This is a genomic window from Martinezella sp. CNPSo 3795 (assembly GCF_057784475.1).
On the sequence record NZ_JBXSOQ010000001.1, the window covers coordinates 835,994 to 858,488 of the forward strand.

Consider the following 22,495-nt stretch of genomic DNA (forward strand, 5'->3'; position numbering starts at 1 on the left):
TGGGGAAATCATTGCGCGCATCGCGGGGAAGCCTGGCTCGTGGAAAATGGGCGTTGCGGCGTTGTCGAGGGAAGGCATCACGTCGCGCTCCCGTTCTTCACGGTTTCGGGCTCGACATAGCGGAACCGCCGCGAGTGATCCCTGTCGCGAGGGTCAGGGCGAGGGATCGCCGAAATCAGCGCCTGCGTGTAGGCATGTTCGGGTGCATTGCAGACCTTGTCGGCATCGCCGACCTCGACGAGGCGCCCTTTGTACATGACGCCGACGCGGTCGCACATGTAGCGGATGACGCCGATATCATGACTGATGAAGATATAAGCGAGGCCAAGTTCGTCCTGCAGCCGCATAAGGAGATCGAGCACCTGCGAGCGGACGGAAACATCGAGAGCCGAGGTCGCCTCGTCGGCGACGATCACGCGAGGATTGAGGGTAATGGCTCGGGCAATGCCGATGCGCTGGCGCTGGCCGCCTGAGAAGGCATGCGGATAGCGCTCGCGCGCCCTCGGATCGAGACCGACCTGCTCCATCAGATGGCAGACGCGCTCGTCGAGCGCCCGGCCCCTGGCAATGCCGTTGACAAGCAATGGCTCGCCGATGATCTGTGAAACCGTCATGCGCGGATTGAGCGAGCCGAATGGGTCCTGGAACACCATGCGCAGCTCGCGACGCGCTGCCGCAAGGGTCGTGCCCTTGGCGCTTGCGAGATCGGTGACGTCGCCATCAGTGTGGCGATAGAGAATTTCGCCTGCACTCGGGTCGATAAGGCGCATGATCGAGCGGCCCATCGTCGTCTTGCCCGATCCGCTCTCGCCGACGATCCCAAGAGTTTCGCGCGGCAGAAGCGAGATCGAGACGTCGTTGAGAGCACGAACCTCGCCGAAGGCCATCGACACGTTGCGCAGTTCAAGGATCGGGGCGGCGCCTCTGTCGAGCGGCGGTCGCGCCAGCCGGATTTCGGCCTTCCTCTCGAGCTTCAGCACCGAGCCGATCAGCATGCGGGTATAATCGTCCTTCGGCGCATGGAAGATCTGCTCGACTGGACCGTATTCCCTGACGACGCCATTGTGCATGACGAGCACGTCATCGGCGATCTGAGCGACCACGCCCATGTCGTGGGTGATGAACAGTACCGCCATGCCATTGGCCTTCTGCAGCCGGGCAATGAGGTCGAGGATTTCGGCCTGCGTCGTGACATCAAGTGCCGTCGTCGGCTCGTCGGCGATCAGAAGCTGCGGCTTGCAGGCAAGCGCCATGGCGATCATGGCACGCTGACGCATGCCGCCCGAATATTGAAAAGCGTAGCGGTCGATCGCCTTTTCGGGCGAGGGGATTTCCACCTGTTTCAAAAGCGAGATCGCTTCGGCTCGCGCCTCGGCCTTGCTCATCCTCGTATGAAGGCGCAGCGCCTCCATGATCTGGTCGCCGACCGTGTGGACCGGCGAGAGCGATGCCATCGGCTCCTGAAAGATCATGGCAATGTCGCGCCCGCGGATCGATCTGATCTGCCGCCCGCGCGGATTGAACCTGACGAGATCGACCGAACTGCCGCCAGCACCGTTGAGAATGATCGAGCCGCCGGTGATGCGGCCGGGGGCATCGACGATCTGCAGGATCGAGCGTGCGGTAACAGATTTGCCCGATCCGCTCTCGCCGACGACGCAGAGCGTCTTTCCGGGCTCGATCGCAAAGGAGAGATTGTCGACCGCGCGGAAAATACCCTTTCTCAAGGGGAAGTCGACGGTGAGATTCTTGACCTGCAGCAAAGGGCGGGCGGTGTTCATGGAAACGATATCGGTCATGCCCGCCTCATTTATTGTAGGGATCGGCCGCATCGCGCAGGCCATCGCCGAGAAGGTTCAGGGCCATGACGGCGATAACGACGGCGACACCCGGCAGAAAGAGCCATGGTGCGGTTGCGATCGAGCGGATGTTCTGCGCCTCGCGCAACAGCACGCCCCAGGAAATGGTCGGCGGCTGCAGGCCGAGCCCCAGAAAGGAGAGGGACGTCTCGGCTAGGATCATCGCCGGCACGGCAAGGGTGATGGAAGCGATGATGTGGCTGGCGAAGCTCGGCAGCATATGGCGGAAGATGATGCGCCCTTCGCTGGCGCCGTCGAGTCTGGCTGCGGCGACAAACTCTTCCGTTCGCAGCGACAGAAAGCGGCCGCGCACGACGCGGGCAAGCTGCGCCCAGCCGGTCAAGGACAGGATGATCGTGATCATCATATATTGCAGTGCCGCCGGCCAGCCCTGCGGCAGGGCCGCCGCCATGGCAAGCCAGATCGGAATGGTCGGCAGCGACAGCACGAAATCGATCAGGCGCTGGATGAAGAAGTCGAGCTTTCCGCCGTAATAGCCTGAAATTCCCCCCAGAACGATGCCGAGCAGGAGCGAGAAGAACACACCGACGAGGCCGATCGATAGCGAAATCTGCGCACCTTGGACGGTGCGGCTGAAGACGTCACGGCCGAGCCGATCTGCGCCGAACAGCAAAAGCGGTGTCGTCTTGTCCGAGGAGGCCAGCAGGTGAATGTTGCTCGTGAAAAGGCCGAGTACGGAATATTCGTAGCCGCGACCGAACAGGCTGATTGAGACGCGCTTGGTCGTGTCTTCCTTGAAGATCGGCGCAAGCGTTTCCGGATCGCGTGTGAGCTTTAGCGAATAGTAGTGCAGCCCGAAGGAAAAGCCGTTGTCCGTATCGAAGAAGTGGACCTTCTGCGGCGGGTGAAAGGTTGCGCGTGCATTCTGCTGATTGGGGTCATTGATGGCAAAGAAGCCGGGCGCGACCGCGACGATATACATCAATATGGTGACGACGAGGGCGACCATGGCAAGCTTGTGGCGGCGGAAAGCCCACCAGATCAGCTGCCATTGCGAGGCGACGGCGTTTCGGTCGGGGCGCAGGTTCGTGACGGCGATATCGGCCATGGGCTGCTCCTATTCCAACCGGATACGGGGATCGACAAGGGCAAGCAGAATGTCACTGATGAGTGACCCGATCAGCGTCAGCGCGCAGATCAGCAGCACGAAGGCACCGGCCAGATACATGTCTTGCGCCATCAGCGCCTGCAGCAGCAATGGCGCCGCCGTTGGCAGGTTGAGAACGATCGCGACGACGACTGAGCCCGAAATGAGATTGGGCAGCAGCCATGCGATGGTGGAGATGAACGGATTGAGCGCTATGCGCAGCGGATATTTGATCAGTAGCCGGAATTCGGAGAGGCCTTTCGCGCGCGCCGTCGTCACATAGGGTTTCGGCAGCTCATCGAGCATATTGGCGCGCATGACGCGGATGAGGCTTGCGGTAGAAGAAACGGCAAGAATGACGACCGGCAGCCACAAATGCGAGAGCAGATCCACCATCTTGGCGATGCTCCAGGGTGCCGTCTCGAATTCGGTGGAGAACAGACCGCCGACATCCTGGCCGAACTCGACGGCTGCGACATACATCAGCACCAGCGCCAGCAGGAAGGAGGGGATGGCAAGCCCGAGAAAGGTGAAGGCGGTAAAGAAATAATCGCCGATCGAATATTTCTTGACGGCGGAATAGACGCCGATCGGCAGCGCGATCGCCCAGGTCGCGATCAGCGCTGCAAGCGCCAGAATGAGCGTCAGCGCCATGCGCTCCCAGATGAGGCCCGAGACCGGTTGCTGCCATTCGAACGAAATACCGAAATCGCCGCGCGAAAGAATGCCCCACATCCATTTCAGATATTGGATGAGCATCGGCTGATCGAGGCCGAAGCGTTCGCGCAATTGCGCAGCTGTGTTCTGATCGACCACTTCATTCGAAGAGGCGAGCGTGGCGATGTAGGTCGTCACATAGTCGCCGGGAGGCAGCTGGATCAGCACGAAGGCCAGGAAGCTGATGGCGAAAAGGGATGGGATCATCCACAAGAGGCGTTTACCGATGAAGACCAGCATGGCTGTTTCTCGCAGTGAGTGCTGCCACGGGCAGCTCCGCATCAAGGAAAGCGCCGCCCGTGCAAGGCGGCGCTTGATCGGCGCAATCAACTGGTGAAGAAGAATTGCTGCGGCATGGCCGGTCCCGGATTGGGCCAGGACCAGCTGTCCGGCTGCTTTTCCGGAACATTGTGCAGGTTATTGCGGATGATGCCGAAGCCGCCGACGGCAAGGCAAAGCCCAACAGTTTCAAATTCTTCGGCGGCGATGTCGAAGATCTGCTTCATGACGGCGCCGCGCTTGTCGAGATCGGCCGTCGAGCGCGCCTCGTCAAAAAGCTTCATGCGCTTTTTCTGGCTCTCCGGCGGCTCCTCGCCCTGTTTGCCATTCGAGGTGTACCAGACCGACCATGGAATGGCGTAGCGCGAACCCTGTGGGTGGAAAGCGAAGAAATCGCGCGGATCGAGCATCGGATCGAGGCCGCCAGGCCCCGGCCAGACCTGAGCATCATGGGCATTGTCGTCGCCACGGGTGTAGTAGAGCGCACGCTCGATCGTATTGACCTTCATGTCGACGCCGATCTGGGCCCAATGCGCCTTCACCAGTTCGAGGGCATCGACCAGATCGGGATAGAGGGTCGGTATGACGTCGACGGCGAAGAAGACTTTCTGGCCGTCCGGCCTCAGGCGGAAGCCGTTTGCATCCTTCTTGCCGTAGCCGGCCTGATCGAGCATGGATCCGGCCTTGTCCGGATCGTAGTTGGTGAATTGGCGGGCATATTTTTCATTGTACCAGGGATGCTCCGGTCGCGGCCCGGCCTGGTATCCCTCGCTCTGGCCGAAATAGACGATGTCGATGATTTCCTGTCGATTGATCCCGAGCGAGAGCGCCTGCCGGACCGACTTGTCGGCAAACATCTTGCGCATGGCCGGATCTTTATGGGTGATGTTGAAATAGATCTGGCATTGCTGCGAGGTGGAAGGGACAAGGGTTAAAAGGCGATAATCGCCTTTCTTCATGTTCTGCGAGAGCGTCGGCTTGTTGGCGAGCACGCTGATATGGCGCTCCTGAATATCGATCTTGCCGGAAATGACGTTCAGCATCAGCGATTCCACATCCTGCGAGATGCCGAAATTGATCTCGTCGACATACGGAAGCTGGTTCCCTGAGGTATCGACCTGCCAGAAGTATGGGTTGCGGGTCATGACGACACGGGTTGCTCCGCCGGTATAGGGTTCCTTGACGACCCAGGGATCGAGCGTCGGCTTGTCCGGATTGCCCCAGCGTGAGGGTATTTCGATGTCGCCGCAGCGTGCGCGGAAGAGTTCGGGCCAACTGCTGACGCCGGCCTTCTTCGCATCCTCCGCGACGTTCGGATTGTATTTGGGCAAGAACTGGCTGCAATAGTGCTTCGGAAACAGCGTTGGATGCTGGCCGAGCGGGGTTGCGAGATTTTCCAGATAAAGCGCGTTCGGAGCAGCAAAGGTGAATTTCACCGTATAGTCGTCAATCTTCGTGACATCGACTGCCTTGCCGGCAACGGAGAGCTGAGCCGGCGTTGCGCTATAGAGATCGGTATTCTTGACGCAGTCCTCGATGGCGAAAACGACGTCATCCGCCGTGAATGGCTGACCGTCGGACCAGCGTGCACCTTGAATGAGATAGAAGGTGAACTGCGAGGCGTCGGCATTGACGTCCCAGCGCTCGGCGAGGTTCGGCAGAACCTGTGTGAATTCGAGATTCCAGCGCACCAGACTCTGGTTGCCCACCATGCGCAGGATACCGTTGTGGTCGGACGAGCCTCGCAGGCCGCGCCGTAAGGTGCCGCCATAGGTGCCGACTTTTTCATAAGGGGTGACGACCATCGGCTTTTTCGGCAGCCGGTCGGCCAGTGGCGGCAGCTTGCCATCCTTGACGAGCGCAGCCAGGGCGGGTGCCTCACCGCCTGCATCGGCAGCGTTGACACGACCGGCCAGAGACAGGGTTGCCATGCCAGCCATACCGCCGAGGACGGCACGCCTGCTCACGCCGCGGGACAATATTTCATCGCGCATCGAATCCCTCCCGTTTTGATTTCGGCCGGGTTTTGCCTCGACCGATGCGACAGGCTCCCGTCCCGTCGCCATGCACCCCTCTGGCGCAGCGTCGAGACCATATTACGTTCTCAGATAATTACAAGAGTTGACAGATTTTTACAGATTTAGTAGCCCTGTCGCGCAGGAAATGCGCTATGGCTGTCGCCGGCCAGCATTCACGAAGGACGATGATGAAACTCTCTGTCGCCAACGATTCCGGTGCGGGCGCGACGCGCTTCGGCGACATCATCTATGAGAGGATCGTCGCCATGATTGCGGATGGAACCTTTCCGGTGAATGAGCGGCTGCCAGCGGAAGCGAAGCTTGCGGACATGTTCGGCGCGTCACGACCCGTTGTGCGCGATGCCCTGGAGCGGCTGCGTGCCGACAGCCTGATCGTGTCGCGCAAGGGGTCGGGTTCCTATGTGAGGCAAAGGCCGGATTCCTCGGTCCTGAAAATGGTGCCCGTAGGGTCGCTTGCCGATGTCCAGCGCTTTTTCGAATTTCGCGCCGGGCTCGAGGCCGAGGCCGCCGAGCTTGCGGCGCGCAACTGGCAGGCTGACGACAAGGAACGGATCACCGCAGCGCTTCAAAAGATAGAACAATGTCTTCGCGAGGGCCGGCTTGGCGCGGAAGAGGATCAGGAGCTGCACGACGCCATTGCGATCGCGACTGGCAATCAGTTCCATATTACCGTCCGTGAATTGTTCCGGCCGCATTTCGCTATCGGTCATTCCGTGACCCGCAGCCTCAGCCTCAAGCGGACGCCCGAGCAGATCCGCAGTGTTCAGGATGAGCACGCCGTCATCGTGCAGGCGATTTTCGCGCGGCAGGAGACTGAGGCTCACGATGCCATGAAGCGACATATCTTGAATGCACGCGCCCGCATGTTTCAGGGCGTATAGGGAATTGGATGGGCGAAGGCGAGGTGATGACTTCTTTACGCCTCCTCGTTTGCGTCTCGATGGATGATAAAGGGTAAGGGTAGGAAGATGAGCATTGAAACCATGCGGCAGGTGCTGACCGGCGTCTCCGGTGTTCCGGTCACGGCCTATGATGGGAGTGGCGAAGTGGAACCGCGCGTGACCGCTCAGGTCTATCAGCGGGTAGCAGCTGCCGGGATTCATAACATCGTCGCAGCGGGCAATACGGGCGAATTCTATGCACTTACTCCGGGAGAGATCCGCCAAGTCTACAAAGCTGCGATCAAGGGTGTCGACGGCAAGGCGCCGGTGACGGCGGCGATCGGCCGTTCATTACGCGAGGCGATCCAGATGGCGAAGAATGCTGCCTCGATCGGCGCCTCCGCCGTCATGTCGCATCAACCGGTGGATCCGTTCGCCGCACCCGGTTCGCAGATCGACTATTTTCGCGATCTGGCGGAGGCTTCGCCGCTCCCGCTCGTTGCCTATGTCCGTGCCGAAGGCTTCAGCGTTGACGACATGGTCCGTCTGGCCGGTCACGGCAATATTGCCGGCATCAAGTTCGCGACAACGGATTTGATGCTGCTTTCACGGGCGATTGCAGCTTCCGATCCGAACGGCGCGCTGTTTGTCTGCGGTCTCGCTGAGAGCTGGGCCCCGACATTCGCCGCCGCCGGCGCAAGGGGCTTCACGTCGGGCCTCGTCAATGTTGCTCCGAAACTGTCGCTTGCTGTGCACGCGGCTTTGGAGAAAAGTGATTTTGCCGCTGCCCGCGCCATCGTCAACAAGCTCGAGCCCTTCGAACGCATGCGCACCAAGTTCCGCAACGGAACAAACGTCACCGTCGTCAAGGAGGCCGTCACCTTTTCCGGCCTGAAGGTCGGCCCTGTTCGCGTTCCCGGTGTGCCGCAGCTCGATGTGAAGGATCGCGAGGAGCTTTTTGCCTTGTTGCGCAATTGGCAGAAAGCAGGCGAACTTGCCACCGCCTGACCCGGCGGTATCCGGCGATCGCGGCCTCTTCATGAACTGAACTTAGCGTTCTATGGGGTATCGTCATAATATATATGTCAGCGGCTTAGCGAATGGTGCTGTGTGAAATGATACTGGCCGACCCGTCAGCTTTTGCCGGGGTCGGCCGTTCGTTGGAGCGGACCAAGCCTTAGAGCCCGGTCTCTACTTTACCTCCTCCGATCCCGCCAGATTTTCGACGGCAGTCAGGATCTTGTAGGCCGACGAAACGCGTGCAGGGATCGGAAAATTCCTGTTTGCCAGCAGAACGATGCCGATCTGCCGACCCGGTATGAAGGCTGCGTAAGCGCCAAAGCCATTCGTTGAGCCTGTCTTATTGAGAAGGACATCCTTGCGTGGCTGTTGAGGCGGGTCGAGCCGGGTGATCTTGTGGGGCTCAAGCGCCATGTCGGACGAATTGCCGGCAAGCAGCCGGGCAAGCGTCGTCGGATAGGCATAGATTTCCCAGCCGAGCGCCTGCGTCGTGTTGTCGACGCGGTAATAACCGACATGCGTTGCATCGATTGCCTGCCGAAGTGTGGCGTCGAGCTTTGCTTCACCCATATTGGCCTCGAGAAAAGCAAGCATGTCGGAGCCTGTAGTCTTGATGCCATAGGCCTGCGTGTCGAAGACGCCGCCACTGACGCGGATCGGCTTGCCCTGCTTCGAATAGCCATAGGCATAGTTGCTCATCTCAGCCGGTGGAACGCGGATATAGGTGTGGTTGAGGTTGAGACCGGAAAGAATTTTGTCCTGCATCAGCCTGTCGAACGGTTCGCCCATGGCCTGCGCTGCCAGATAACCGAACAGGCCGATGCTGGGATTGGAATATTGCCGATACGTGCCGGGCGCGAAGGAAGGATGCCAGTTGCGATAATAGGCAACCATCTTGTCCTGATCCGTTACCCCGTTGGGAAACTGCAGAGGCAGACCGCCGGCCGAATATGTGGCGAGATCGAGGAGGCTGATCTTGTCGAAACTGGTACCCGCAAGTTCCGGCATATATTTCGTCGCCTTGTCGGAGAAGGAGAGCTTTCCGCTGATCTGGGCGTAGGAGCCAAGGGCTGCCGTAAAGGTCTTGCTGATGGAGCCGAGCTCGAAGATCGTGTCGTTCGTCACCTTCTGGCCGCTCTCCTTCGAGGCGACGCCGTAGTTGAAGATGTAGCGCTTGCCCCTGACAGTAATCGCGATCGCCATGCCCGGTACGTCGTTATCCTTCATGAGCGGACGAATGATTTCATTGACTGCTCGCTCCAGCTGCTCTGGGTCATTGACTTCGGCGGCGTGGGCACCGACCCCATAGAAAAGGCAGCCTGCGACGATACCGAGCTTCTGCAAAGAATTGGCACGTATATTCAAGATGATATCCTCAGTGTGATGATCGACCGTGAAAGATCGCAAGGTCGAAAAGGAAGCGATGATTGGCGGCTGTTATCCGGCGCGATGAACTCAGATCGCTGCGGCGATGCGGCCGATTTCAGCAATGATGGCGTTGCGTTCGTCAGCTGCGATGGCGGGGATCTCGCAATAGGCCGTTACGATGATGGGGGCGTGCTTCGATGGCCATAGCACCGCGATGTCGTTGGCATTGCCGTATTTGTCACCGTTTGTTCCGGTCTTGTCGCCCACCAGCCAATCCTTCGGAAGGCCGGCGCGCAGTCGGGTGTCTCCCGTCTTGTTGGTGATCAGCCAGGCGGCCAGTTGCGATCGCGAGGCGGCTGTCAGTATATCGGTGAACAGAAGCCGACGCAGGTTTTCCAGCATCGCCGAAGCTGTCGTCGTGTCACGCTCATCGGTCGGAGTGTCATGATAATTCAGCGTTGGCTCGGTGCGGTCCAGACGGGTGATCTCGTCGCCCATGCTGCGGCAGAAAGTCGTAATTGCCTCCGGCCCGCCGAAACTCGCGAGCAGCAGGTTGGCCGCGGTATTGTCGCTGAGCGTGACGGCGGCCGCACAAAGTTCGCCAACCGTCATGCCATTGTCTCCGGCATTGGGTTCGGTCGCCGGAGAATAGTCGACGAGATCGCTCTTCTTGTAATGAATGCGCCGGTCGAGCTTTTCATCGCCCTTGTCGACCCGGGCAAGCACCAGAGCTGCGGCCAGTGCCTTGAAGGTGCTGCACATCAGGATGCGCTCGCCGGCGCGATGCTCGATGCGCTTGCCCCTTGCCAAGTCGAGAATGCTGACGCAGATGCGGCCCGGATGCTTGCTTTCGAGTGCGGCAAGCTGCGCCTCGCCCGTATTATCGTCTGCAGTACGTCCAACCGCGCTTAGCCCCGCCAGAACAGGCAGCGCAAGCAAGCTGCCGGCAAGGCTTTGCCGGCGCGACAATAAGATCGTCATCACGTTTCCACTTCGATTGATGTTTGAGCAAAGAGGTGCGTCTCGGATCTCGTGGACGTCATTGGGACCCTGCAAATCACCTTGCGAGGCAGACTATGGCTCTGCTTTCTGCCCTAGACAAACGATCAATTCTGAGCTTAGACATGAGAAAAACTTGGCCTTAGGACACAAATGGACATCTCCCAGCTGCCATTGAACGCGCTGCGCGTGTTCGAAGCCTCGGCGCGGCACTGCAGCTTCACGCGGGCGGGCCTTGAACTCCGGGTCACGCAGACGGCGATCAGCCATCAGGTCAAGGCATTGGAGGACGTGCTGGGCGTGACCCTCTTCAAGCGCCTGCCGCGCGGCCTAGCCCTGACCGATGAGGGGCACGCACTGCTGCCAGTGCTGACGGACGCCTTCCGACGGATGAGCGCCACGCTCAGTCAACTGGAAGAGGGGAATTTTGCCGAAATCCTCACCGTCGGCGTCGTCGGGACTTTCGCGATCGGCTGGCTTTTGCCGCGCCTCGCGAGCTTCAAGGCGCAGCACCCGCATGTCGATCTGCGCCTGAAGACCAACAACAATCGCGCCGATATGGTGCTCGACGGACTGGATTTCTTCCTGCGCTTCGGTGACGGCGCCTGGCATGGAACGGAAGCGATCCATCTGATGGATGCGCCGCTCTCCCCGGTTTGCACGCCCGATATCGGCGCGCGATTGCGCAAGCCTGCCGATCTCGCCGATGTCGAGCTGTTACGATCCTATCGGGTGGACGAATGGTCGCTCTGGTTCAGGGTGGCGGGTCTGCCACCGCCGCATCTTCGCGGTTGGATGTTCGATTCGTCGCTGACGCTCGTGGAGGCGGCTGCGCGAGGCGTCGGCGTCGCGCTCGTGCCCGTCGCGATGTTTTCGCATGACATCGAGGCCGGCAGGATCATGCAGCCGTTCCAGATCACGGCGATGACCGGCAGCTACTGGCTAACGCGCTTGAAATCCCGAGCGGAAACGGCTTCGATGAAGGTGTTTCGCCAATGGCTATTGGCGGAAATCGAGGAGATGCCGGGCTAAATGTGCGGCAAAACGGCCCCGAACTATTGTCCGAAGCCATCTCATTGAAAGTGCTAACGATGTTGTCGGCCGCGTCAGCTCGCGATTTTCAGCCTGACGGCTCCGGTCCGCGTTCCCGAACGCACCGTTTTGAACCGTCCAACCAGACCGGCGAGTTCGTTGCTGATATCGGCGAGGTGCCGCGTCGAGGCATTCGTCTCTTCCATGAGCGCGACATTCTGCTGGGTCATCTGGTCCATGTTGCGGACAGCGGAGTTGATCTCGCTGATGCCGACGGCCTGTTCCTGCGTCGAGCGGGCAATGGCGCCGACATTCCGGTCGATGGACGCGACCTGATTGCCGATCAAGGCCAGCGCCTCGCCAGTCCGGTTGACCAGTTCTACGCCGCGCCGCACGTCATTTGACGACCTGTCGATCAGATCCTTGATTTCCTTTGCCGCCGTTGCCGAGCGTTGCGCCAGTTCGCGGACTTCCTGGGCAACGACGGCGAAGCCCTTGCCCTGTTCGCCCGCTCTGGCGGCTTCGACGCCGGCATTCAACGCCAGAAGGTTCGTCTGGAAGGCAATGTCGTCGATGACGGAGATGATGTCGGTCATCTTGCGCGACGAGGTTTCGATATCGCCCATGGCGGACACGGCCTGCTGCACGACCTCGCGCGAGCGTTCCGCCTCCGAGGCGGATTCCTTGACGATTGCCTGCACCTCGCGCGTCCGCTCGGCGGTCTGTTCCGAAATGGTGGTGATCTGGTCGATAGCAGCGGCACTTTCTTCAAGCGCTGAGGCCTGCTGTTCCGTGCGCCTTGCCATGTTGTCAGCAGCAGACGAGATCGAACCGGCTTCATCGCGAACACGGGTTACCGAAGCTTCGATGCGCTGCATTGCAGTGCCCAGGGATGCAAGCGACTCGTTGTAGTTCCTCTTCAGGACCTCGAATTCAGCCGAAAGGGCTTCTGTGATATCAGCCGTTAGGTCGCCGTTCGCAAGGCCGTTCAGCGCTATGCCGAGTGCATCAAGCGCGCGTTCCTGCTCGCGCTGTGCAGCAGCCCGCTCGGACTCCGCGCGGTCGCGCTCATCGGCGAGCACCTGCAGGTAAACCGAGATGCCGTAATCCATATCGAGCAGAGCGGCCTTGACGATCGCCGAGAGCCGCCGTGACAAGGCTTGTTCATGCTTGCGCTGCATGAAGCCATTGAGCTGTTGCGCAACGATCGATCGCACCATCCCTTCGAGGATCAAGGCGTAGCCGCCAATATACCAGCGCGGCTCGAGACCGAGGCGGGCATGCGTCCTGCCGACCGCCGAGACCGCTTCGACATAATCGGGTCCGTATTTGCCTGACGCGATCGTCTTCCAATGGTCCTGCTGCTTGGATTTGGCGTGGTGCACATGCTGCTGCGACGAAAAGAATTTCGACATTGCCGGATGTTTGGTGATCTTCTCGTAAAAGCTGTCGAGAGCGTCTTTGACGGCCGATTCGATAGTCGGCTGCAACTCCGAAAGAGCCTGCCTGGCATCCTGTCCCAGTCCAACAAAGTCGAGCCGATCGTTCAACTCGTCCATTTTCGATGCGCGCACCATAATCTGCTCCAAGAAAGAAATTACAAGCAGTTAGGGCATAGTCATGGTTAAAAATTCATTAGATTTTCACCTCATTTTCGGTGCGCGGCTAGCCGCATTGCATGTGGTGGTTGCGACCATGCCCGTCCCAACATCATTGCCCGGTCCGATGTCATCTGCTATACGCTGTGGTCATCACGTATCTCGCCACGAGGCCATCGGCATGGGGAACTCCAAGTCAGCAGATAGATAAGCCGCAACAGCTTTTTGTTGTTGCGGCGTGCTGTCGAACTCATTCCCATTGATGCCAGTGGCAGGCGCCGCCCGATCTCTCTTTCGAGCGGAATTTTCTCATGTCTGACATACGCCCGTCCTGGGCTTATTCGCTGCCGGCGGCACTGCTGCTGATGGCGCCTTTTGATATCCTCGCTTCACTGGCCATGGATATCTACCTTCCTGTCGTGCCGTCGATGCCCGGTATTCTCAACACGACGCCTGCGGTGATCCAGCTGACGTTGAGCCTCTATATGATCATGCTGGGTCTCGGACAGGTCGTGTTCGGCCCTCTTTCGGATCGCATCGGCCGCCGCCCGGTCCTGCTTTCCGGTGCCGTTCTATTTGCCGTCGCCTCTCTCGGAGCAGCCCTTTCATGGGGTGCGCCTATCTTCGTGCTATGCCGCCTGCTGCAGGCCATAGGCGCGTCGGCAGCCTTGGTCGCGACCTTCGCGACCGTGCGGGATGTCTACGGCAATCGTCCTGAACAGGCCATTATCTATGCCACATTCGGCTCGATTCTGTCCTTCGTGCCGGCCTTTGGACCGATAGCCGGTGCGATGATCGCCGACCGGTTCGGATGGCGTGCCATCTTCATGGTGCTCGCGATGCTGACGCTTCTTGCAAGTATCCATGCTGTTGTGAAATGGCATGAAACGTGCCCCGAGGGCGCCCCCGGTCCACGCCGTTCCATATGGCCGATCTTTAAAAGCCGATCGTTCTGGACCTATACACTGGCCTTCAGCGCGGGCATGGGCACATTCTTCGTGTTCTTCTCGACCGCTCCGCGCGTGCTGATCGGCCGGGCCGGTTATTCCGAGCTCGGTTTCAGCATCGCATTTGCGACGGTCGCCGTCGTGATGATTATCACGGCGCGCTTTGCCAGATTGTTTGTGGAAAGATGGGGCGTTGCGGGCTGTGCTGCACGGGGTATGGGACTGCTTCTGATCGGTGCGGCAGCTCTTGGTCTCGGTCAGCTCTATGGGATGCCGTCCTTTGCAAGCTTCGTGCTTCCGATGTGGATCATGGCGGTCGGCATCGTCTTTGCGGGATCGGTGACGGCAAATGGGGCGCTGGCGGAGTTCGGCGATATCGCCGGATCGGCCGTGGCATTCTATTTCTGCATTCAGAGTCTGATCGTAAGTCTCATCGGGACTCTGGCCGTCACAGCGCTGGATGGCGATAGTGCATGGCCTCTGGTCGGCTTTGCCACGCTGATGGCGTTGCTGGTGCTGGCAGCGCTTCATCTGTTGCGGCGTCACAATGCCCTGGCTTGATCTGCGGAGCCCTGCGCCGCTCATGATGTAAAATCTGAAACGACCGCCCGCGAAAGCTGGCTTTCGCGGGCGGTCAATTTCGTTTCTTCCATTTTCTGCCTCACGCAACCCCGCCGTCGGCAGACGTACCTTCGCCATTCGCAGCCGTCCTAGCGCCAACCTAATGCCGGCGCGACATGGGTCAGGATGGACTCGATGACATGGGCGTTATAGTCGACCCCGAGCTGGTTCGGCACGGTCAAGAGCAGCGTGTCTGCCGCGGCGATGGCTTCGTCCTTTGCCAACTGTTCGATCAGCACATCCGGCTCTGCGGCATAGCTGCGGCCGAAGATGGCGCGCGTCTTTTCATCGATGAAGCCGATCTTGTCTGCATCCTGGCCGCTCTGGCCGAAATAGGCTCGGTCGAGATCGTTGACCAGCGCGAAGATGCTGCGGCTGACCGAAACCCGCGGCTCGCGCTTGTGCCCGGCTTCTTTCCAGGCCTCGCGATAGAGCCTGATCTGATCGGCCTGCTGGACGTGGAAGGGCAGGCCGCTTTCATCGTCTTTGAGCGTCGAGCTCTGCAGGTTCATGCCAAGCTTTGCGGCCCATACGGCCGTGGCATTAGAGCCGGCACCCCACCAGATCCGCTCGCGCAAACCCTCGGAGTAGGGTTCGAGGCGCAGCAGGCCAGGCGGGTTGGGGAACATTGGCCGAGGATTGGGCTGTGCGAAGCCCTCGCCGCGCAGCAGATCGAGCAGCACTTCCGTATGCCTGCGGCCCATGTCGGCGTCGCTCTCGCCCTCCATCGGCGCATAACCGAAGTGGCGCCATCCATCGATCACCTGTTCGGGCGAGCCGCGGCTGATGCCGAGCTGCAGCCGACCGCCGGCGATAAGATCGGCAGCGCCCGCATCCTCGGCCATGTAGAACGGGTTTTCATAGCGCATGTCGATGACGGCGGTGCCGGTTTCGATGCGGCTGGTCTTGGCGCCGACAGCCGCCAGCAGCGGGAAGGGCGATGCGAGCTGGCGAGCGAAATGATGCACGCGAAAATAAGCGCCGTCCGCTCCCAGCTGTTCCGCCGCGACGGCGAGATCAATCGACTGTAGCAGCGTGTCGGCTGCCGAGCGCGTCTGCGATTGCGGCGACGGCGTCCAGTGGCCGAATGAAAGGAAACCGATCTTCTTCATGGTACAATCCTATTATATCCGGTTAGCACGGCCTGCTTTTGCATCACGCATGTCCATGCAGAAACCGGCGCGTCAAAGGCGCCGCTTGCTTGCGTCTTCATGGCATGGCTTGCAAAAGCCGAAGGTTCAGGCGGCTATATGTGCATGGATGCAGCGGATGGAACAGCGCAAACTGTGAACTGATCGTCAATGCCGACGAGGTTGCGTTCTTCCCACATATGGTTTCTTACGCGCTTCCTAACATGAACAAATTTTAACGAAGACGTTAACAATCGGATAACGCACCGCACCGAAACTGCCGCGCGTGTGAGTGCATCTCTCGCTTTCAATGTCCTTGAAACAAGAAATGGCAGGAAACTATGTTTGCAAGAAATTTCGCCCCGGCTCTGGTCCTCGTCGCATTCAGCGCCGGTATCGCGCATGCGGAAGTGCCCGTCCGTATCGATCAATTCGATCATTGGGGCGCGTATTCTTATAAGTCCGGCGACAGCGTCAGTTGCTATGTTTTATCGAGACCGGTTGCGCAGCAGCCCGCCAGCGTCGACCACGGCGACAATTTCTTCATCGTCTCGCGCCTGTCTCCCGGTGACAAACTGGTTCCGGAGGCGGCAATGGGCTATGACCTGAAAGACGGGGCGCAGATGACGGCGACGGTTGGCGATAAGACATTCCCGATGTTTACGAAAGACCGGCACGGCTGGGTAAGGAACGAGGCGCAGGAGCCGACCATGGTCAACGCCATGAAAGGCGGCGCGCAGCTGCAGCTGCAGGCAACCTCGAAACGAGGCACTGAGACGAGCTATTCCTACTCTCTTTCCGGCATTACAGCCGCGTTGAAGCGAATAGAGACTTGCCGGTGAGGCCGGCGGCGTCCGAGGATCTACCGGCGATTTCGTTGCAGCGGGTTGTGTAGCGGACAAGCGGATTGGCGTCTTCTCATTCCGCGGAGAAGGCGCCAGTCAGGGCTTTCGAACTGATATCTCTTGTGAAATCAAAAATCCTGATATAAATGAGATCTATTGATGGGGAATTCAGGATTCAATGAAGCGCGGCTTTCTGACAATTTATGCGGGTGAGAACGCTGCAGTCTTCAGGGCGCTTTCGGCGCCAGCGCGCGTCGACATGCTGAAGCTGCTTTGCGCCCGAGGCTCACTGAATGTCAACGAGATCGCCCGGGAACTGGATCTGCCGCAATCGACTGTCGCGACGGGCATCATGATCCTGGAGGAGGCCGGTCTTGTCGAAACCAAGGCTGCGAAAGCGCGAAAAGGCTACCAAAAGATCTGCACCGCGCTTTACGACGAAATCCTGTTGAGCTTCGAGGACCAGGCCTTCAAGCATGATGAGGACGTGATCGAAGTTGCCATGCCAATCGGTCTCTACACGAGCTGCGAGACGCATGCGCCTTGTGGCCTGTGCTCCACCGAGGGCGTCATCGGCCTACTCGATGTTCCCGATTATTTCCTCGACCCACAACGCATGCAGGCCGGTCTTCTCTGGTTCGGCCGCGGCCATGTCGAATATAAATTCCCCAACAATGCCAAGATCTTGAATCGAAACGTCAACGCCATCGAATTCTCGATGGAGCTCTCATCCGAAGTGCCCGGCACCAATCCGGATTGGCCGTCCGACATCACTGTCTGGATCAACGGCGTTGCCGTTGGCACATGGACCTCTCCCGGCGATTACGGCGACAAGCGCGGGGCCTTCACGCCAAGCTGGTGGAAGCTGGAAGGTTCTCAATACGGCAAGCTCAAGACCTGGCGAATCTCCAAGAAGGGCACGTTCATCGACGGGGTCGCCTCTTCCGATGTAACGATCGATGACCTTGCCATCAGTCAGCATTCCTCGATCCGTCTGCGGATCGGTATCGCCGACGATGCGCGCAACACCGGTGGCATCAATATCTTCGGCCGCGGCTTCGGCAATTATGGCCGCGATATCCTCATGCGCATCGATTTGGCGCAATAGTATCGTAATTTATGATACATAGCATATTGTCGGAGTTGAATTCCGATAAGTCATATTTTTCATAAATCACTGATTTCACGGAGAGTTTTGTCATTCCGTGCGTGCCGCTCCTGTGGTTTCTGCGATATTTTCCTCCGTGAGTGCGTTGACGGCCTTTCAAAAGTGTATCAAGATCAAGGTATAAGAACGAAATATCTGATATATATGGGAGGAAGGCCGTGAAGGCGCATGTGATCGTCCATCGTGATTTCCGAATTGCCGACATCGATGATCGGCTCTACAGCTCTTTTCTGGAGCATCTGGGTCGGGCGATCTATGGCGGCATCTACGAGCCGGGCCACCCGACTGCCGATGAGAACGGTTTCCGTAAGGATGTGATTGAGCTGGTGCGCGAGCTCAACTCGCCCTACTGCCGTTATCCGGGGGGTAATTTCGTCTCAGCCTATAATTGGGAAGATGGCGTTGGGCCCCGTTCTGAGCGGCCGGTGCGCCTCGATCTTGCCTGGCGGACGCGCGAGAGCAACCAGATCGGCGTCAATGAATTCGTGGATTGGTGCAAGAAGGCCAATACCAAGCCGATGCTTGCCGTCAATCTCGGCTCGCGCGGGCTGGATGCGGCACGAAACTTCCTTGAATATTGCAATCATCCGAGCGGCACATACTGGTCGGACTTGCGGCGCAAGCACGGCTGGGCTGATCCGCATGGAGTGAAGCTCTGGTGCCTGGGCAATGAGATGGATGGTCCCTGGCAGGTCGGTCACAAGTCTGCCTACGAATATGGCCGCCTGGCCGACGAGACCGCCAAGGCCATGCGCGGCTTCGATAAATCGCTTGAACTGGTGGTCTGCGGCTCGTCCAACTCGGACATGAAGACTTACCCCGATTGGGAAGCCCAGGTTCTGGAGCAGTGCTACGACAGCGCTGATCATATCTCGCTGCACATGTATTTCGCCAATCGCGAGAAGAATACGCTGAACTATCTCGCCAAAGCCGAGAAACTCGATCGCTATATCGTCACCATCGGCGGCGTCATCGACTATATCAAGGCTAAGAAGCGCTCGAAGAAGACGATCGGCATTTCCTTCGACGAATGGAACGTCTGGTATCACTCCAACCAGCAGGACAAGGAGATCCTTGCGCGCGACGAATGGCCGGATGCGCCGCATCTGCTTGAGGATGTCTATAATTTCGAGGACGTGCTGCAGGTCGGCGGCATTCTCAACACCTTCATTCGCCGTTCCGACCGCGTGCGCATTGCCTGTATTGCCCAGCTCGTCAACGTCATCGCGCCAATTATGACGGAGGACGGAGGCCCGGCATGGCGGCAGACGATTTACTATCCGCTCTATTTCGCCTCGAAATATGGCCGCGGCTACGCGCTGCGCCTGGTCACCGACGGCCCGACCTATGACAGCGACGAGGCCGACGACGTGCCCTATCTCGATGTGTCGGCCGTTCACGACGAGATCGGAAAGATGGTTACGCTCTTTGCCGTCAACCGCCATCCCGACATCGCGCTCGATCTAGATACGCGCCTCGAAGGCTTTGCCGGAGCCCGTGTCGTCGAACAGCATGAAATGGTTCACAGCGATTTGCAGGCGACCAACACGGCAGCGCATCCGAACGCAGTCGTCCCAACCAATACGGGCGACGCCAAGATCGAGGATGGACGGCTTCGCGCGACACTGAAGCCGCTATCCTACACGGTGATCCGACTGGCAGTCTGACACCTTGTGGCCGGGGCGAATGCACCCGGCACTGAAAACGGTCTGATGGTCGCGAGGAGGCGGCTGAGGACCCATTGCAGGCCCGGACAGCCGCACGCCACTTTGTGCCGCCGGCCGGGAAAAAGGGTGAAATCGCGGTCTGCTCACTATCGCTTGAGCGTCCGCGCAGTCGATAAAAATGGGAGGAGATCATGAAGCAGTGGAAGAAGCTTGCCTTCGGCGCCGCGCTGGCCACGTTCGGCCTCATCGCTGCGGCCAAGGCTCAGGACTATACCTCTTTGCCCCGCAAGGAGACCTTGATCGTCGAAAACCCTGAAGGAACGATCAAGAATCCAGGCTGGTTCAACATCTGGGTCAATGGTGGCGGCGGTGTTTCGACTGGCCTTCAGCAGCTGACGATGGACACGCTCTGGTACATCGATCCGGAGAAAGGTCTGGGCGGCTCGGCCTGGGACAACTCGCTTGCTTCCGACAAGCCGCAATATAATGACGATTTCACCCAGATGACGGTGAAACTGCGCAAGGGCCTCTATTGGAGTGACGGCGTCGAATTCACCGCCGATGACGTTGTCTACACCGTCAAGACCCAGATGGACCATCCGGGCATGAACTGGAGCGCGGCCTTCTCGGTTCAGGTTGCCAGCGTCGAGGCGCCGGATCCCTATACGGTCGTCTTCAAGCTGAAGAAGCCGAATTCGCGTTTCCACGCCATCTTCACTGTTCGCTGGAACGGCGCGTGGATCATGCCCAAGCATGTCTTCGAGAAGGTCGCCGATCCCGTTCGTTATGATAATGCCAATCCCGTCTCGCTCGGCGCCTATAAGCTAAAGGCCTACGATCCGCAGGGCAAATGGTACACCTGGGAGAAGCGCGACGACTGGCAGCGCACATCGCTTGGCCGTTTCGGTGAGCCGGCCCCGAAATATGTCACCTATGTCGATCCAGGCCCGCCGGATAAGCGCACGATCGCGCAGCTCGAGCACAATCTCGATATCATTCACGACAATACGCCGGAAGGCATGTTCACGCTGAAGGAAAAGTCGAAGACCGTCGAAAGCTGGTTCCCAGGATTCCCCTTCGCGCATCCGGATCCGACGCTGCCCGCCGTGATCTTCAACAATCAGGACCCGCTGTTCCAGAATCCCGATGTCCGTTGGGCTCTTGCATTGCTCATCGATATCAAGGCCGTCGATATGGCGAGCTATCGCGGCGCCGCCACGCTCTCCGCACTCGGCGTTCCGCCGACGGCGGTCGCCATGACGGATTATCAGGCGCCGATGCAGGATTGGCTGAAGAATTTCGAGATCGATACCGGCAAGCGCAAGATCAAGCCATACGATCCGACGATCGGTCAGCAGATTGCCGATATCCTGCGCAAGCAGCCGAAATACAAGGATCAGATCCCGACCGATCCGGCCGCGATCAGCAGTGCCTTCGGCTATGGCTGGTGGAAGCCCGATCCGCAGGCCGCCGGCGAGCTATTGGAAAAGGCCGGCTTCAAGAAGGTCGGCGGCAAATGGATGACGCCTGACGGGCAGCCGTTCAAGATCCGTCTGACGGTCGAAGGCGACACTCGCTCCGTCTTTACCCGTGCGGGCACTCTCATCGCTCAGCAATGGGCAGCCTTCGGGATCGATTCCAAAGCTGCTCCATCCACCAGCGTCTGGCAGGCGGGATTGCAGCCCGGCAACTATCAGGTCGCGATTGCGTGGAGTGTCGAGACCTGGGGCGGCGATCCCGATCTGTCCTTCTTCCTCGACAGCTGGCATTCGCAGTTTGTCGCCAAGAAGGGTGAGAACCAGGCGCCGCGCAATTGGCAGCGCTGGTCCAATCCGGATCTCGACAAGATCATCGAAAACATCCGCCGCATCAGCGCCGATGATCCGAAGGGCATCGAACTTGGCAAGGACTATCTGAAGCTGGTCGCCCAGCAGATGCCGACCATTCCGCTGATGTCCTATAACGTCTTCACTTCGATGGATACCACCTATTGGAAAGGCTATCCGACCATTGCCGACCCCTATACGGACCCCGTTCCCAATTGGGCGAACTCCCGGTTGATGATGGTCAAGCTGAAGCCGGCACAGCCCTGATTTCTCCCGACCCTGATGCGGCAATCGCCGCATCAGGCACCTTTCGCCGGACACTAGGCACGTCCGGCGAATCTTTTGAATTGATGATGAAGCGCAAGCAGCGAGGAAGACGGCGGCATGACGTCCTATCCAGTTTTCGTATTGAGACGATTTGGCCAATTCCTGCTCGTTGTCTTCCTCGGCATTTCCGCGACGTTCTTCATCACTCACATGACGCCGATCGATCCTGTCGAGGAAAGCATCGGGACCATCCAGCAGATGGGCCAATCCGATCCCCGCGCTGTCGAGTTGATGCGTCAGTCGTTACGTGAGCTCTATGGCCTCGAGGGCTCTATCTGGCAGCAATATCTACATTTCTGGGGGCGTCTTGCGACCGGTGATCTCGGGCCGTCGCTGTCGGCATTCCCTACGCCGGTTTCCGCCATCATCGCGAGGGCGCTGCCCTGGACGATTGGTCTGATGACGGTTTCCGTCATCCTCACCTTCATTCTCGGCAACATGATCGGCGCGCTCGCAGGATATTATCGCAAGAGCTCGGTGCTGAAGGCCGTCAGCCTGGTTTTCATCGCCATGCAGCCGATCCCTTATTACATCCTCGCCTTCGTTCTCATCATTCTCTTCGGCTATGTCTGGCCGATTCTGCCCATCAATGGCGGCTATGAGATGAACACCAACCTGCAGCTGTCCTTTACGCTGGTGCTCGATATTCTCCGCCACTCCATCCTGCCGGCGCTGTCGCTGATCCTTGTCGGGACAGGCGGTTGGCTGATCGGCATGCGGGCGCTCGTCTCCAATATCATCACCGAGGATTATGTTGTTTTCGCCGAGCTCGGCGGCGTGCCGAAGCGCAAGATCCTGCGCTCCTACATCGCCCGCAATGCCATGGTGCCGCAATTTACCGGCCTTGCCATGTCCCTTGGCGCCGTCTTCAACGGCACGGTCATCACCGAAATCGTCTTTGGCTATCCCGGTATCGGCAATCTCCTGATTTCGGCCGTGCACGCGGGCGATTACAGTCTCGTCCTCGGGCTTAGCGCACTGTCGATCGTCGGCGTCGCCGCGGCCGTCTTCATCATCGACATATTGGGTCCGCTGATCGACCCGCGCATCAAGGTGGAGTAGGC

At 59.1% G+C, this 22,495-nt stretch carries 17 protein-coding genes; 9 read left to right on the forward strand and 8 right to left on the reverse strand.

Translation table 11 applies throughout. From position 1 onward, the window contains the following. Positions 1–77 precede the first annotated feature (77 nt). The 4 genes from AC13QY_RS03890 to AC13QY_RS03905 all read right to left on the reverse strand — a co-directional run bounded on the left by AC13QY_RS03890 (position 78) and on the right by AC13QY_RS03905 (position 5,957). On the reverse strand, positions 78–1,799 hold the full coding sequence (locus AC13QY_RS03890) for an ABC transporter ATP-binding protein (RefSeq protein WP_113353677.1): 1,722 nt from the start codon (positions 1,797–1,799) through the stop codon (positions 78–80). A gap of 7 nt (positions 1,800–1,806) precedes the next feature. Then, positions 1,807–2,928: an ABC transporter permease gene (locus AC13QY_RS03895; protein ID WP_113353678.1), complete on the reverse strand. Its 1,122-nt coding sequence runs from the start codon at positions 2,926–2,928 to the stop codon at positions 1,807–1,809. A 9-nt stretch (positions 2,929–2,937) separates the two neighbouring features. Beyond that, complete coding sequence (locus AC13QY_RS03900) at positions 2,938–3,924, reverse strand: ABC transporter permease (RefSeq protein WP_113353679.1); 987 nt, start codon at positions 3,922–3,924, stop codon at positions 2,938–2,940. Between the two features lie 86 nt (positions 3,925–4,010). Then, the gene (locus AC13QY_RS03905) at positions 4,011–5,957 is read right to left on the reverse strand and encodes an ABC transporter substrate-binding protein (protein WP_113353680.1); all 1,947 of its coding nucleotides are present in this window, start codon (positions 5,955–5,957) and stop codon (positions 4,011–4,013) included. A gap of 212 nt (positions 5,958–6,169) precedes the next feature. Between AC13QY_RS03905 and AC13QY_RS03910 the strand changes: the two genes are divergently transcribed. Continuing rightward, on the forward strand, positions 6,170–6,883 hold the full coding sequence (locus AC13QY_RS03910; RefSeq protein WP_069614737.1) for a FadR/GntR family transcriptional regulator: 714 nt from the start codon (positions 6,170–6,172) through the stop codon (positions 6,881–6,883). A gap of 87 nt (positions 6,884–6,970) precedes the next feature. After that, complete coding sequence (locus AC13QY_RS03915) at positions 6,971–7,891, forward strand: dihydrodipicolinate synthase family protein (protein WP_113353681.1); 921 nt, start codon at positions 6,971–6,973, stop codon at positions 7,889–7,891. A 183-nt stretch (positions 7,892–8,074) separates the two neighbouring features. On the opposite strand, the gene ampC is transcribed toward AC13QY_RS03915, so the two are convergent. Together ampC and bla are read right to left on the reverse strand one after the other, a co-directional pair. Continuing rightward, positions 8,075–9,247 carry a class C beta-lactamase gene (gene ampC, locus AC13QY_RS03920; protein ID WP_488492752.1) on the reverse strand — a complete coding sequence of 391 codons (1,173 nt, stop codon included), beginning with the start codon at positions 9,245–9,247 and terminating at the stop codon, positions 8,075–8,077. A 111-nt stretch (positions 9,248–9,358) separates the two neighbouring features. Further along, entirely contained in the window at positions 9,359–10,252 is an 894-nt protein-coding gene (gene bla / locus AC13QY_RS03925) for a class A beta-lactamase (protein WP_145634096.1), read from the reverse strand. A 171-nt stretch (positions 10,253–10,423) separates the two neighbouring features. Between bla and AC13QY_RS03930 the strand changes: the two genes are divergently transcribed. Then, entirely contained in the window at positions 10,424–11,302 is an 879-nt protein-coding gene (locus tag AC13QY_RS03930) for a LysR family transcriptional regulator (protein WP_113390416.1), read from the forward strand. 74 nt (positions 11,303–11,376) lie between these two features. On the opposite strand, the gene AC13QY_RS03935 is transcribed toward AC13QY_RS03930, so the two are convergent. Further along, a complete protein-coding gene (locus AC13QY_RS03935; RefSeq protein WP_113353685.1) occupies positions 11,377–12,879 on the reverse strand; it encodes a globin-coupled sensor protein in 1,503 nt (500 codons plus the stop codon). 332 nt (positions 12,880–13,211) lie between these two features. On the opposite strand from AC13QY_RS03935, the gene cml reads away from it, so the two are divergent. Then, entirely contained in the window at positions 13,212–14,408 is a 1,197-nt protein-coding gene (cml, locus tag AC13QY_RS03940) for a CmlA/FloR family chloramphenicol efflux MFS transporter (RefSeq protein ID WP_113353686.1), read from the forward strand. A 149-nt stretch (positions 14,409–14,557) separates the two neighbouring features. Here the strand turns inward: cml and AC13QY_RS03945 are convergent, their stop codons facing one another. Beyond that, positions 14,558–15,580: an LLM class flavin-dependent oxidoreductase gene (locus tag AC13QY_RS03945; RefSeq protein WP_113333283.1), complete on the reverse strand. Its 1,023-nt coding sequence runs from the start codon at positions 15,578–15,580 to the stop codon at positions 14,558–14,560. A gap of 359 nt (positions 15,581–15,939) precedes the next feature. Between AC13QY_RS03945 and AC13QY_RS03950 the strand changes: the two genes are divergently transcribed. The 5 genes from AC13QY_RS03950 (at position 15,940) to AC13QY_RS03970 (ending at position 22,493) form a co-directional block, all read left to right on the forward strand. Beyond that, positions 15,940–16,440, forward strand: coding sequence for an invasion associated locus B family protein (locus AC13QY_RS03950; RefSeq protein WP_113353687.1), 501 nt, complete (start codon positions 15,940–15,942; stop codon positions 16,438–16,440). Between the two features lie 181 nt (positions 16,441–16,621). After that, positions 16,622–17,551, forward strand: coding sequence for an ArsR/SmtB family transcription factor (locus tag AC13QY_RS03955; protein WP_069614498.1), 930 nt, complete (start codon positions 16,622–16,624; stop codon positions 17,549–17,551). Between the two features lie 218 nt (positions 17,552–17,769). Next, positions 17,770–19,278 (forward strand): arabinosylfuranosidase ArfA, encoded by a 1,509-nt coding sequence (gene arfA, locus AC13QY_RS03960; RefSeq protein WP_113353688.1) that lies wholly within the window; start codon positions 17,770–17,772, stop codon positions 19,276–19,278. Positions 19,279–19,469: 191 nt separating this feature from the next. Continuing rightward, on the forward strand, positions 19,470–21,371 hold the full coding sequence (locus tag AC13QY_RS03965; RefSeq protein ID WP_113353689.1) for an ABC transporter substrate-binding protein: 1,902 nt from the start codon (positions 19,470–19,472) through the stop codon (positions 21,369–21,371). Between the two features lie 117 nt (positions 21,372–21,488). Next, positions 21,489–22,493, forward strand: a complete 1,005-nt coding sequence (locus AC13QY_RS03970) for an ABC transporter permease (protein WP_113390417.1) — start codon at positions 21,489–21,491, stop codon at positions 22,491–22,493. The last annotated feature ends 2 nt before the right edge of the window (positions 22,494–22,495 follow it).